This window comes from Pseudomonas sp. FSL W5-0299, assembly GCF_005930655.1.
GTDB lineage: Bacteria > Pseudomonadota > Gammaproteobacteria > Pseudomonadales > Pseudomonadaceae > Aquipseudomonas > Aquipseudomonas mandelii.
In genome coordinates this window covers 99363-112311 of record NZ_RXHX01000008.1, presented here as the reverse complement: position 1 = coordinate 112311, position 12949 = coordinate 99363, and the positions used below count along the sequence as shown (strand labels likewise).

Annotated in this window: 10 protein-coding genes; 1 reads left to right on the top strand and 9 read right to left on the bottom strand. The window is 58.9% G+C overall.

Annotation, left to right across the window (positions count from 1 at the left end; genetic code table 11):
• Positions 1–5: 5 nt before the first annotated feature.
• The 9 genes from FHL16_RS12960 to FHL16_RS12920 form a co-directional block, all read right to left on the bottom strand.
• A complete protein-coding gene (locus FHL16_RS12960; protein ID WP_010460147.1) occupies positions 6–509 on the bottom strand; it encodes a nitrous oxide reductase accessory protein NosL in 504 nt (167 codons plus the stop codon).
• A 33-nt stretch (positions 510–542) separates the two neighbouring features.
• Positions 543–1373 carry an ABC transporter permease gene (locus FHL16_RS12955; protein WP_010460145.1) on the bottom strand — a complete coding sequence of 277 codons (831 nt, stop codon included), beginning with the start codon at positions 1371–1373 and terminating at the stop codon, positions 543–545.
• Positions 1370–2293, bottom strand: a complete 924-nt coding sequence (locus tag FHL16_RS12950) for an ABC transporter ATP-binding protein (RefSeq protein WP_010460143.1) — start codon at positions 2291–2293, stop codon at positions 1370–1372. The genes FHL16_RS12955 and FHL16_RS12950 overlap by 4 nt, the downstream gene beginning before the upstream one ends.
• On the bottom strand, positions 2290–3579 hold the full coding sequence (locus FHL16_RS12945) for a nitrous oxide reductase family maturation protein NosD (RefSeq protein ID WP_077748417.1): 1290 nt from the start codon (positions 3577–3579) through the stop codon (positions 2290–2292). Before FHL16_RS12945 ends, FHL16_RS12950 begins: the two co-directional genes overlap by 4 nt.
• Positions 3580–3606: 27 nt before the next feature.
• On the bottom strand, positions 3607–5529 hold the full coding sequence (gene nosZ / locus FHL16_RS12940) for a TAT-dependent nitrous-oxide reductase (RefSeq protein ID WP_371917151.1): 1923 nt from the start codon (positions 5527–5529) through the stop codon (positions 3607–3609).
• 53 nt (positions 5530–5582) lie between these two features.
• The gene (gene nosR / locus FHL16_RS12935) at positions 5583–7796 is read right to left on the bottom strand and encodes a transcriptional regulator NosR (protein WP_077748415.1); all 2214 of its coding nucleotides are present in this window, start codon (positions 7794–7796) and stop codon (positions 5583–5585) included.
• Positions 7797–7873: 77 nt separating this feature from the next.
• On the bottom strand, positions 7874–9262 hold the full coding sequence (gene hemN / locus FHL16_RS12930) for an oxygen-independent coproporphyrinogen III oxidase (protein ID WP_077748414.1): 1389 nt from the start codon (positions 9260–9262) through the stop codon (positions 7874–7876).
• Between the two features lie 22 nt (positions 9263–9284).
• Positions 9285–10631: a coproporphyrinogen III oxidase gene (locus FHL16_RS12925; protein WP_077748413.1), complete on the bottom strand. Its 1347-nt coding sequence runs from the start codon at positions 10629–10631 to the stop codon at positions 9285–9287.
• Between the two features lie 116 nt (positions 10632–10747).
• A complete protein-coding gene (locus tag FHL16_RS12920; RefSeq protein WP_077748412.1) occupies positions 10748–11191 on the bottom strand; it encodes a CopD family copper resistance protein in 444 nt (147 codons plus the stop codon).
• Between the two features lie 469 nt (positions 11192–11660).
• Here FHL16_RS12920 and FHL16_RS12915 point away from each other — a divergent pair, with 469 nt between their 5' ends.
• Entirely contained in the window at positions 11661–12851 is a 1191-nt protein-coding gene (locus FHL16_RS12915; RefSeq protein WP_010460127.1) for a cation:proton antiporter, read from the top strand.
• The last annotated feature ends 98 nt before the right edge of the window (positions 12852–12949 follow it).

The window sequence follows — 12949 nt, the reverse complement described above, 5'->3', positions numbered from 1 at the left end:
CGACGTTAGTGTTGTTGCAGCAGCGCCGGAGTGATCTCGCTGAAGCGCAGCAAGCGACCGCCCTGTTCAGCGGCAAGCTTTTCAGCGGCCTCGCGACTTGAGAACGACGCCAGCACCACGCCCATGGCGCCTTTGAGTTGGGTACCGACCACGTAGAAGGCGTCTTTGGCATCGATCAGGTGGGCGTCATTCGGCGCGTTCCACGGGCTGCGGCCCATGTCATGGACATACAGTTTTGCATCGCCATGATGGTTTTCCGGTTGCAACCACCAGCCGATCATTTCCGCCGTGGAACAGAACTTCTTGATCCCCGCCCGCTCGACCACTTCGCCCTTGGGCCCGGGGAATCCGTCGATAATCATCCCGCAGACATGGCATTCATCACTGGGATGAAAGGCCGCGGCGGTGTCGCTGTAAGTGGCTTGCACTGGGTTGTCACAGGCCGTCAGCAGGAGGCACATCATCAGGCCCGCCACCGCGCGCATCGTCGTCAGATAAAACGCATTCATCGTCAACTACTCCAAAACCATCAAAGTGAAAATTCATGTCGCTCGGCGACGAAACAACAACCAGGCCGAACCCAATGGCACCGCCACCCACAGCGACAGGCATAGCCAGAGCATCGAGCCCGGCATCGGCAAATCGCTGCCAAGCGTCAGCACACCCGTGTTGCCGGCACCGGGTTCAAAACCGGAAAGGTTGATCAGGCGATAGATGTCAGCGGGATTGAGCAGCAGCAACCAGGGCAGCACTTTCGGGTTGAACTGCCCTTCGCTGAGCACCAACAGCGCCAGCAGGGCCAGGTCGAACACCAGCACGAAGAAGAACCACACGCCCAGTGCCAGCCCGGCCGCCGTGGATTTTTCGGCCGACGCACTGCTCAGCACATAGGCCAACCCCAGAAACCCCCAGCCCAATAACGTCGACGACGCCATGAACCGACCGAAGGCCCAGAGCAGCAGGCTCAGTTCGACGTTGTCCACCAGCACCGCGATGGCCAGCATGGCGCAGCCGAAACCGATCAGCGTCGCCAGCGCCAGGATCAACCCGTGGCCGACAAACTTGCCGAGCAGAATCTGCCCGCGACCCAAGGGGTACGTCAGCAACAGCAGCAACGTGCCGCTCTCGTCCTCGCCGACGATGGCGTCATAGGCCAACAGCAACGCAATCAACGGCATCAAAAACGTCGCCAGACTGGCGAGGCTGGCGATGGTGGCCGGCACCGAGGTGAAACCCAACTGCCCGGAGGCCGCGGCGCCCAGCCAGGCGATGCCGATGGCCAGCACCGCGAACAACACACTGATTGCCAACAACCAGCGATTGCGCAAACCGTCACTGAATTCCTTGCGGGCCATGTTCCAGACAGCGTTCATACGGCCTCCCCGATTGGCGCCGCACCGGCCCGGCTCATGTAGTAGCGGTAAATATCTTCCAGCGACGGTTGATGGATTTCCACGTCGGCCGGCTCGTCTTCATTGAGCAGCTGGCGCAACAGCCCGAGCTTGCTGCCATTGAGTGCGGCCACTTCAAGACCTTCGACGCCCCAGCGCTCGGTGAGGTGCCCGGCGTTGTTCCAGCGTTGCTGCAAGGGCCCGGCGTGCTTGAGGCCGTTGGCGCGAATCAGCGTCGGCAACCCGGCTTCCTCGCGCAAACTGCGTAGACTCCCCAGTGCCAGCAGACGTCCCTGGGTCAGAATCGCGGCGCGGTTGATGTGCGCCTCGACACCGGGCAAGACGTGGGAACACAGAATGATGCTGGTGCCTTGGCTGCGCAGGCGATCGAGCAACCGATACAAGTCCTGAGTGGCGATGGGGTCGAGGCCGACTGTTGGTTCGTCGAGCAGCAACAAACGCGGCTCGCCGAGTAGCGCCTGCGCCAGCCCCAACCGTTGACGCATGCCCTTGGAGTAGGTCTTGACCCGCCGATGCGCCGCACCGGCCAGGCCGACTTCCTCCAGCAGTGCGTCCACTTGGGCGGACGCGGCGCCTTTGAGTCGCGCGAAATGGCGCAAGGTTTCAACACCGCTCAGCTGCGGGTAAAACGTCACGTTCTCCGGCAGATAACCGAGCAGGCGTCGTACGTGGGGATCGCAGGGCAAGCGACCGAACACCCGGACCTGCCCTTCGCTGGGCTGGAGCAGGCCCAGCACCAGTTTCATGCTGGTGGTCTTGCCCGCGCCGTTATGACCGAACAAACCCAGCACTTCACCTTCCGCCAGGCTGAGGTTGAGCTGATGCAACACGGTGGCATGCCCATAGCGCTGGCTGACGCCTTCGATGTCGATGACGTTCATGAGTTGGGCTCCTGGGTCAGGGGTTGAGTGGATGATTTCATCAGCGGATGGCTGTCCAGCACCCCCGGCGATTTCATCACCGGAAAGGCCCGTTGCACCCAGCGCAGCAACTCGATGCCGGGGCTGTTCATCAACAGTCGTACCTGCGGGTACAGCCAGAGCAGGCGGTCGACGTTGTCATTGGGTTCGTAGGCGATATCGCCGAGGCCGTCGTTGTTGCGGTCCCAGCCCAGGTAATCGCTCCAGTAGTTACCACGGCCATCCACCGACCATTCCTGCAAGCGGGTGGCGACGTACTTGACCTGCCGCTGGTTGCCGACAAACGCGTTGTCGGCGATGCGGTTGTCTTCCGAGCCGGCGGTGAGATGGATGCCCACGGCGCTGTGCTCGAAGTGGTTGTGTTCGATGCTGTTGAACAGCGAGTTGTAGATGAACAGCGCCTTGCCCTCGGCGCCGCTGATCATGCTGTCGCCGGTCGAGCCGTCGCGCACGTCAGTGACGAAGTTGTCACGCAAGGTTGAATAGGTGATGTAGTTCATCAGGATCCCGTAGTTCTGGTCCTGTTCGGAGCGATTGCCGATCACCGTGAGCTTGCGGCTTTGCATCAAGGCGTAGCCGGTGCGGGTGCGGCGGGTGGTGTTGCCGATCAGTTGGTTATCGTTGGCGAACATGTAATGCACCCCGTAGCGCAGGTCTTCAAGGGTATTGCCCTGCAGCAGGTTGCCGTTGGAGGTGTCGATGTAGATGCCATCGCGGGTGTCGCGCACCTGGTTGCCAATGACCTTGGCGCCATGCACGGCATACAGGTGAATGCCGTTGCCGCGATCTTGCGAACGCATCGCCGGATCACCCTGAATGCGGTTGTCGATCAGGCTCACATCCTGAGTGCCGTCGACCCAGATACCGAAGCCCTTACCCTGCAGGCGATTGCCTTTAATCACCGCACCATGGGCCTTGGGCTGGATAAACACCGCCGCATTCATGGCGGTGAGGTCGTGTCCCCAGTTTAGAAAGGTGCAGCCTTCGATGGCGACATCCGGCGCGCTGATGATCACACCGTTGCCCTGCCCCTCCCCCTGAAATACCGCGCCGGGCTCGCAGAGAATCTGCATCGGTTGATCGACACTGAACGAGCCCCGGTATTCCCCCACCGGCAGGTGCCAGCGTTGATTGGCGTCCACCCGCAGCGGCAACGAGGTGATGGGTTGCACCGCCAGCGCGCTGCCGGACATCAGCAGGAGCGCAAATGCAATGACCGTCACCGGGTTTCCCTTGCTATCAGTCATTGCTTCGCTCCTGTCGATGGGCAACGGTCAGGCCTTCTCGACCTTCATGCGGCCGACCATTTCCATGTGCAGCGCATGGCAGAACCAGCTGCAGTAGTACCAGTGCAGGCCGGCCTTGTCGGCGATGAAGGTGATCGACGAGGTCTGCTGCGGGCTGATTTCCATGCTCACGCCATGGTTGGTCATCACGAAGCCGTGGGTCACGTCTTCAATCTGGTCGATGTTGGTGATGGTCACCGTGACCTCGTTGCCTTGTTTGACGGTGAACTCCGGCAAACCGTAGGCCGGGGCCATCGAGGTCATGTAGACGCGGACTTTGTTGCCGTCGCGGATGACCTTGTTGTCGGTCTCCAGCTTGATCCCGTCTTTGGCGGCGATCGCCACCGTCTCGGCAAAAAACGGGTCGTTGCGGTCCCAGATCTTCTTGGTCTTGATCTGGTCGCGGCGGGCCATGACGCAGTCGTGGGGTTCGGCGAAGGCCGGGCCGTCATGCACCAGTTTCATTTCCTCGCCGGAGATATCGATCAGTTGATCGTTTTCCGGGTGCAGCGGGCCGGTCGGCAGGAAGCGATCCTTGGAAAACTTGCTGAGCACCATCAGCCATTGGCCGTCGGCCTCACTGGTTTCGGTCAGCGACGCATGGTTGTGGCCTGGCTGGTATTGCACGTCGAGTTTCTGCTTGATGTAGTTGACCTTCTCGCCGGTGTACGCGCGAATGGCCTCCTCCACGTTCCACTTCACCACCTGGCTGTCGATAAACAGCGTGGTATAGGCATTGCCGCGGCCGTCGTAAGTGGTGTGCAGCGGGCCCAGACCGAGCTCGGGTTCACCGATCACCACGTCGCGCGGGTCCTTGAATTTGTCGTCGAACAGATCGTCAAGCTTGGCGATGGCAATGATGGTGCAGGTCGGCGAAAGCTTGCCGTTGGCAATGAAGTATTTGCCATCAGGCGAGGTATTGAGGCCGTGGGGGTTCTTCGGCGTCGGGATGTAACGGGTGAATGCGCTGTCCTTGCCATCGGTTTTACGACCGTCGACCACCGGCACTTTCGAGCCATCCAGGGTGATGAACTTGCCAGCCTTGATCGCCGCTTCGATGCGCGGGATGTTAAACACCACCACCCAGTCGCGCTCGTTGCGCATCATGCCGCCCAGGTCGTAGGCCTTCTCCGAGTTGTAGCAGGTGGACGCCGCGTATTTGCCGGTGTAGTCGGCGTCGGTGTTGTCCAGGTTGCCATCGACAATGACCTGGAAGGCCATCTCCATTTTCTCGGCATCGATGGCGTTAAACATCGTGTAGCTGTTCTTGTCCTGCAGGTCGAAGGTGCTGCCGTCATTGGGGTGTGGAATCACGAATTCGGCATTGGCGAACACGTATTTTGTGTGCGGCACTTTTTGCAGGCGCAGCCCGTGAACGGCCTGCACATTGGGCACGGTGAGCATCTTGTCGCACTTCATGATGTCCAGACGGATACGCGCAACACGGCTGTTGGCCTTGTCATTGATGAACAGGTATTTGCCGTCGTACTTGCCGTCAGTCATGGACAAATGCGGGTGGTGGCAGTCGCCATTCTGGAAATGCGCGCTGTCGCCCATGATCCGTTTGCTTTCGTTGGTCAGGCCCCAGCCAGTGGCGGAGTCGACGTTGAACACCGGTACACGCAACAGCTCGCGCATCGACGGAATGCCCATGATCCGCACTTCCCCCTGATGACCGCCACTCCAGAAACCGTAGTACTGGTCCAGTTCGCCCGGCCCGACGTGGGTTTTGAGTTGCGCGTCCTTGGCCGCTGCCGCCCAGGTCTCACGGGTAAACACCGCGCCACCGATGGCCGTGGCACCGGCCAGTACCGCACCGGTTACCGCACTGGTGCCCAGGAAACCGCGACGACTGAGGCCGGTCGATTCCGGCACTTCAGTGGTTTTCTTGGATTCTGTGTCGTTCATCAGTTGTGTTCCTTGAAGGGATAAAAACGGTCGCAGCGCACAGGCGCTCGCGGGGTTCATTCCAGAGCGCTCACTTCCACGACAGGTATCAGTTGCACAGCGATGGGTGCCGGTTTGCCGCGCTTCTTGCGCTTGTTGATCAGCGGCGGACACTTGTTGTCGTTCTGGTAAGTCATCTGGCAATCGAGGCAGTAGTGGCACTCGTTGGCATTGATTCGGCCATCGGGATGAATCGCCTGGATCTCGCACTCCTTGGCGCACAGCTGGCAGGGTGTGCCACAGTCCTTGCGGCGTTTGAGCCAGTCGAACAGGCGAAATTTGCTCGGAATCGCCAGCGCGGCACCCAACGGGCAGATGTAGCGGCAATAGACTTTGCGGGTGAAGAGGTTGATGACCAGCAGTGCCACCGCGTAGAGGACGAACCACCATTGGCGGTCGAACTTGAGGGTGACAGCGGTCTTGAACGGTTCCACCTCGGCGAACAATTCGGCGGTGGACATCGACTCAAGGGAGAGGCCGAACAGCAGCAGCAAAATGATGTATTTGATGGCCCACAGCCGTTCATGCACCGCGAAAGGCAATTCGTATTGGGGGAGTCTCAGCTTGCGCGCGGCTTCGTTAATCAGTTCCTGCAAGGCACCGAACGGGCACAACCAGCCGCAGAATACGCCCCGCCCCCACAGCAGAATGCTCGCAGCGGTGAAGACCCAGAGCATGAAGATCAGCGGGTCGGTGAGAAACAGCTCCCAGCGAAAGTGATCGAACAGCGCATGGGCGAAGGTCAGCACATTGACCACCGACAGTTGCCCCAGCGCATACCAGCCGAGAAACACCACGGTAAAGACCAGGTAACCTCGGCGCAGCCAGTGCAGAAAACGTGGCCGACGCGTGAAGGAGTCCTGCAGGAACAGGATCGCCATCAGCAGCAGTAATGCGCTGCCGAGCACGGTGATCTGAAAGGATTTCTGGTACCAGATGGTCAACCACATCGGCCGACCGGCTTCCTCGAGGGCGGCCAATTCTTCGGCGCTGGGCAGTGGCCGCTCAAGGTATGGCTCGGGCAGTTGATAAGGCAGTTCGAAGCTGCTGAACGTGCCACTGAGCGGCCCGGTTTGACGACGCACCAGCAATTCCAGGGACCAGGGCGATCCCGGGTCGAACCGGGCCGGCTCGCGCACAATGAAAATCGACATTTCAGTGAATTCCGGCATGCCCTTGGCAAAGACGTCGGAGAGCCGCTGATGGTCCATGTCGCGAAAACTGATGACGTTGCCGAACTGGCGCAATTGCACCCGATCGAAAATCCCGCCGCGCACATACCCCGAGCCTTTATAGGAAAAAAGCCCACGACCCAGCACCACAATGGCCTGCTCGCCGGGCTTGAGGTCCTGCATAAGGAAGCGATATTGATTGTCGCCCAGCAGCGCACGGCCGATGGTCGGCGGATTCAGGTCGGCGGTGTAGAGCTCGATAAAGGTCTCATCCACCTGATCGGCGGCGGCGTTTTCCACGCCTTCGGCGTCGGTGCCCTTGAAGGCGGCGTCGACCTGGCCACGGGTCAGGTTCAAGCGGCGGATGGCGCCGTTGCCGGTGAGTTGTTCCCAGGTGGCGGGTTCGAAAAAGTCCTGGCGCACGGTGGCAGGCATGCGTGCCACACCGCCCGTGTCCTCGATCAGCTTGAGCGATACGGCCACGTCGTGGGCGGCGCGCATGATGACCTCGTTGACCACCATCGCCGTGACGGTAGCCCCGGCAATCGCATCGACGGTGACGGCCTTCGGGTCGCTGGAATGGCCGACGACCACCCGCTGGCTGACCTTGATGCCCTTGTACCTGGCGCTGAAGCCGTGAAGTTTTGCCTCAGGAATGCCGATCAGCAGAATGGGCTCATGGTGCTCCAGCACATAGGCATCCTGAATCGCACCAGCAGTGTCGAGGATCACCTGGGTATTGATCGGCTTGCCCGAGTAGGCAGGAATGTCCACCACGTCCAGACTCTGGAACACATAGCCGAGCACCTTGCCGGCGGCGGACAGCGTGCGCACCTTGAACCGGCCTTCGGGGGCGGAAACGGAATCGGTCTGAGGGAAGGTTTTCTCGATGCGCTGCTGCTCGATGTCGCCGTATTGCTTGGCTTGCACCGCCTCAAAGGTGGCGAGCATCAGCATTAGCATGACCACCAGCCCGACGCCCCAGGCGCGCAGGTTGCCGTGTATCGAAGGCGGATGGATTGTCATGGGCTCGCTGATTTCAAAAGGGCTTTCGGTCATGTTAGGGAGCGTTGCGCCCCCTGCCCTTGATTGAAATCAACTTGAGAAATTAGCCCTTGAGGACAGGCGCCAATGACTCAAACCGTGCGTGAAAACAGGCCTTTTTGCTCACTACCCAGATAGGCGTCAAACGCCATCGCGGCACTGCGCATCATCAAGTGCCCCTGTGGTAACAGCACCAGTTCGTCGCAGTGGATCTGCAGCAGTCCGTCGCGAACATGTTCCTCCAGTTGGGCCAAGGCATCGGCAAAGTACTCGATGAAGCGAATGTCATGACGCATTTCATAGCGGTTAAACGTAATACGGCCGTGGCACATCAGGTCGCTGATCACTTCGCGGCGCAGCAAGTCGTCTGCGCTCAAGCGGTAACCGCGATGCACCGGTAGCAGGCCTTGGTCCAGACGCGCGTAGTACTGAGACAGCTCCTTGACGCTCTGGCTGTAGCTGTCGCCAACCTTGCCGATCGAGGACACGCCGAGGCCGATCAAGTCGCAGTCGGCGTGGGTGGAGTAGCCCTGAAAGTTACGCTGCAGGGTGCCATTGGCCCGGGCCAGCGACAGCTCGTCGTCCGGCAAGGCGAAATGATCCATGCCGATATAGACGTAACCGGCCGCGGTCAGACGGCGGATGGTCAGTTCAAGCAATTCCAGCTTGCGCTCCGGCGGCGGCATGTCGGCGGGACGAATCAACCGTTGTGCGCGAACCATTTCCGGCAGATGCGCGTAGCTGTAGGCGGCAATCCGGTCCGGACGCAGCGCGATGATCTTGCCGAGGGTGACGTCGAAACTCTGCACGGTTTGCAACGGCAGGCCATAGATCAGATCGACGCTGATCGACTTGAATTGCGCCTCGCGTGCCGCAGCAACCAGCGCATAAATCTGCTCTTCACTTTGCTGGCGATTGACCGCGGCCTGCACGTCGGGGTCGAAATCCTGAACACCGAAGCTCAGGCGATTGAAGCCCAACTGGCGCAGCGACCGGATCTGCTCGGTGCTGATGGTGCGCGGGTCGACTTCGATGGAAAACTCATGGTCATCGCTGTCATCCATGTTGAACGCCTGGTGCAGGCAATCCATCAGGTCCGCGAGCTGTTCACTGGTTAAATAAGTAGGCGTGCCGCCGCCCAGGTGCAATTGCGTGAGTTTACGGGTGCTATCGAACAAGGCCGCCTGCATCGCAATCTCAAGCTTGAGGTACCGAAGGTACTCGACGGCGCGATGGGTTTTCTGGGTAATGATTTTGTTGCAGGCGCAGTAGTAACAAAGACTTTTGCAAAACGGAATGTGGATATACACCGACAGCGGTTTCGACGCGCTCGCCTGGTTGCTCTCGCGGGCGGCACGCTGATAGTCGTCAACGGCAAAGGCCTGATGGAACTGTGGCGCGGTTGGGTAAGAAGTGTAGCGCGGCCCCGGGCGGTCATACTTTTCGACCAGGGCGCGATTGAAATCAAAGGAAGGCTTCATGATCAATCAACTCGCAAATGGGTTAACACCTCGCACCGCCCACATCCTTTTCAAACAGGTTGCAGATGGCATCCACTTCCGGCCGACCGGCAGGGAGAATGCTGATGAAGCGGTCCGACAACTCAATCAACCCCTCACGACTCAATTGCTCCAGCAACGGCCAGACCGACGAGAAATACCTGGAAAAAACCAGCCCATAACGTCTTTCGATGGCGCGTATATCCAATTCCAGATCACACGCCAGTCGCTCCATGACCATTTGCCTGATTTGCTCCCCCGCCTCGAAGCGCCAGCCTCGAGACGTCGGCAATTGCCGCATGTCCAGTTGCTGCTGATAGCGTTCAATCTCGTCGGTGTTTTGCGTGTACAAATCGTCGATCTGGCTAATGGCACCCAGACCGAATCCAACATGATCGCAATAGCCGTGACGGGAGAAACCCTCACAGGTACGGCGCAACCGGCCTCGCTCCTGGGCGACGGCCAAATCATCATCGGGCCGGACAAACTGCCCCATACCGATGTAGTGATAACCCGCGCAAAGCAGTTGATCAAAGCAGATTTGGCGCATCGCGCCTTTATCGACCTGGCTGCACGGCGCTCTGACTTTGTCACCGGGCACCGGACGATAGCGCCGTGGTGGCCGGGCATAATCGAACACCATCAGCCGGTCTGGCTCCAGCTTGATAATGCTCGCCAGCTTCAACGCAAAACTGTCTGGCGTCTGCCAGGCATGACCAAAACCCAGATCGACGTTGATGGATCGAAAACCAAAGGTCCGCGCCGCGTCCATGAGCGACTGGATCGGCGCCGGGTTCTGGTAACAGGCCACCGACCTTTCACAGTCGCTGTCGAAATCCGGAACGCCGATACTGACATGGTTGAAACCGTGGTCGCGCAGCACACCCATGGTCGCCCAATCGGTTTGATAGAGGTCCACCTCGACGCTGTAGTCGCCGCAATCATGTAAGAGAAAGTTGAAACGGCTACGCAGATGACTCATCAGCCGCCCTATGTGAGCAGTGGTGAGTGTTCCGCCGCCCAGATGAAACTGTTCCACCCGTTGCTGCGCATCCAGGTGGCAACCGACGAGGTCGATCTCCTGCTCCAGATGCTGGAGGTACTGCTCAATAACCTGGTGCTCGTCGGCGCTGTCACGAGGGGAACAAAAGGAAAGCTTGAGGCTGGAGGGTAGCTGCACGTTCAGGGACAGCGGACGTCGCTTCTGGCGGCTGACGCGCAACGCGCGAAGCAGATCCAGTGATCCGATACCCTCATGGAATTTTTGCGTGTCGGCATGACAGTTGGGGTCGAGCACGCCCTGATCGCACCGGGCGACCAGCTCGCCGGGGTTGTAAAAGAAATCGAGCATGAAGGTCTCCGACACTGGCTGCGGATCATCAGTGTCGGGGTTCAACGATCAATACGCCTTGATTTGCATCAAGCACAAGCAAAGTCTTGGAAGGACAGACTACCCGTCAAAGCCGATCACCAGGTCAGATAAAACATTCCCTTGGCCAGCAGCACGATAACGATCATGTGACAAAACAGGCTGCCGTGGATGAACTGCAGGTACCGCGGACTCATTCGGCCACGCTTGAACAAAAACATGGCCACCAGGAAGTGCAGCAGTACGCTCACGGCCACCGCGACTTTCAAGGCAAGCAATGTGCCTAACGATGAAGCCAATGGTGAGGCAAGGACTGGCAGGTAGCGTAGCCAGACCATGCCGAGCCCCGCACCGAACAATACCAGCAGCACCCACGGCATCAGCGAGCGCGCTCGCCGGCCGATGCCTTCCTCCACCAGCAACATGACCCTGGTGGGTAGCTGTTTGCGGATGCTTTCAAGGAACAGCACTTCGAAGAACACCGTGCCGATAAAGATCAGGGCGGCAAACAGATGCAACGTCAGAATCAGCGGATAGATCATGGAGGTGTCGCCTTGAGTCAAGGCAACCCGTTACGCACGGGTATGTCGATCTCTGGAGACTACAGAACCGTCCGCTCCATGTGGTTGACATCGATCAAGAAAGCCACAAAACCCACACTCACCGCACTCCATCAGTATCGAACGTGCAGGAGCGACCGTTCTTATCGTTGGTCGAGAGAAAAAACTGAAACCTGGGTCACCACTGAGTCAGCTGGCAAGGCAATACTTGTTTCAATGGACGTACCGAGTTGCCCTGCCTTGATTTAAATCAGACGAATCGACAACGAACGAACTCATCCTGCGTTATCGCTTCTCCAGTCTCGACGATGTCAGGGCGCAGCTGGGTTTGAAGTCGGGCGACCCGGTCAAACCCGAGCATGTGGACTAACCTGATGTTTTGATTTCGGCTGCGCCTCGTCCTGGCAATGACACCATTGCCTTTACATCAACCTGGATAAGCAGGTCTGCGATGTATCAGAACTTAGCTCTGCTTGCCGCCTTCCTCCTGACCTACAGCATATTTGCGGGGCGCTTCGAATCTCGCCTGCTCAACGGTCCACTCATGTTCATGCTTGCCGGCCTGATTCTTGGCCCTGCGTTCCTGGGAATTCTGCAACCCCGGATTGACAAGGATGGCCTCAGGATTCTGGCAGAGCTGACATTGGCCATTGTTCTCTTTAGCGATGCGGCCAATGCTGACCTCAAGGTTTTAAGGGCGCACGAAGGGTTGCCGTTGCGTTTATTGATGATAGGTCTGCCACTGACCATGCTCAGTGGCTGGCTGGTCGGTATCTGGCTGTTCCCGCAAGTACCGCCATTGGAACTGGCCATACTGGCGACCCTTCTGGCGCCCACCGACGCTGCGCTGGGGAAGGCGGTGGTGAGTAATCCCAAGGTGCCCGCCCCCGTGCGTGAAGGACTGAACGTAGAAAGCGGGCTGAATGACGGGATCTGTGTTCCAGTGCTGCTGATGTTCCTTGCACTGCTGGTCGAAGAGCAGACGCAGTCGCCGCTTTCACTCGCGGTAGAGTTGGTTATCGAGGAGCTGGGCATCGGTGCAATCAGTGGTGTGGCGCTTACGCTCATTGCCTGGCTGTTGCAGCGTTACGCCGCAAAACACCATTGGCAAGCCCCCATGTGGTCGCAACTGACGCTGCCGGGGCTCGCCATTTTGTGCTTTGCCACCGCGCAAACATTGGGCGGTAGCGGTTTTATCGGCGCGTTCGTCGGTGGGTTGCTCGCCAGCTTTTTGTTTACCGAACAAAAGCATCATCTGCTCGAAGCCAGTGAAGAATTCGCCAGCCTGCTGTCGGTCATCACGTGGGTCGTATTCGGCGCAATTGTGATCCCTTGGGCCTGGAACAATCTCACCCTGAACATCTGCCTGTATGCAGTGCTTAGTCTGACCGTGATTCGCATAGTGCCCGTGCTGATCAGCCTGACAGGAACCGGCTTTGATTTCGAAACCCGCCTGTTCATCGGCTGGTTCGGCCCACGCGGCCTGGCCAGCATCGTCTTCGCCGTCATGATATTGGACTACCCTCTAGAAACCAGTCGCACCTTGGTATCTGTCGCTGCCTGTACCGTTTTACTCAGCGTGCTGCTGCACGGCTTGAGCGCCAATCCATGGGTCTCGCGGCTGGCCGGTCGTATTCATTGATTATTGTCAGAAATGCCACGGTCTGCGGGTGTTAGCGTTTTACGAAAGCGTGGCTAAGCGTTTAGGGAGCGTGAGAATGGGCGCAAACATGATTGTTG

Coding starts and splice junctions, on each gene's coding strand:
- FHL16_RS12960 (WP_010460147.1), bottom strand. CDS start 509: ATGAATGCGTTTTATCTGACGACGATGCGCGCGGTGGCGGGCCTGATG.
- FHL16_RS12955 (WP_010460145.1), bottom strand. CDS start 1,373: ATGAACGCTGTCTGGAACATGGCCCGCAAGGAATTCAGTGACGGTTTG.
- FHL16_RS12950 (WP_010460143.1), bottom strand. CDS start 2,293: ATGAACGTCATCGACATCGAAGGCGTCAGCCAGCGCTATGGGCATGCC.
- FHL16_RS12945 (WP_077748417.1), bottom strand. CDS start 3,579: ATGACTGATAGCAAGGGAAACCCGGTGACGGTCATTGCATTTGCGCTC.
- nosR (WP_077748415.1), bottom strand. CDS start 7,796: ATGACCGAAAGCCCTTTTGAAATCAGCGAGCCCATGACAATCCATCCG.
- hemN (WP_077748414.1), bottom strand. CDS start 9,262: ATGAAGCCTTCCTTTGATTTCAATCGCGCCCTGGTCGAAAAGTATGAC.
- FHL16_RS12925 (WP_077748413.1), bottom strand. CDS start 10,631: ATGCTCGATTTCTTTTACAACCCCGGCGAGCTGGTCGCCCGGTGCGAT.
- FHL16_RS12920 (WP_077748412.1), bottom strand. CDS start 11,191: ATGATCTATCCGCTGATTCTGACGTTGCATCTGTTTGCCGCCCTGATC.
- FHL16_RS12915 (WP_010460127.1), top strand. CDS start 11,661: ATGTATCAGAACTTAGCTCTGCTTGCCGCCTTCCTCCTGACCTACAGC.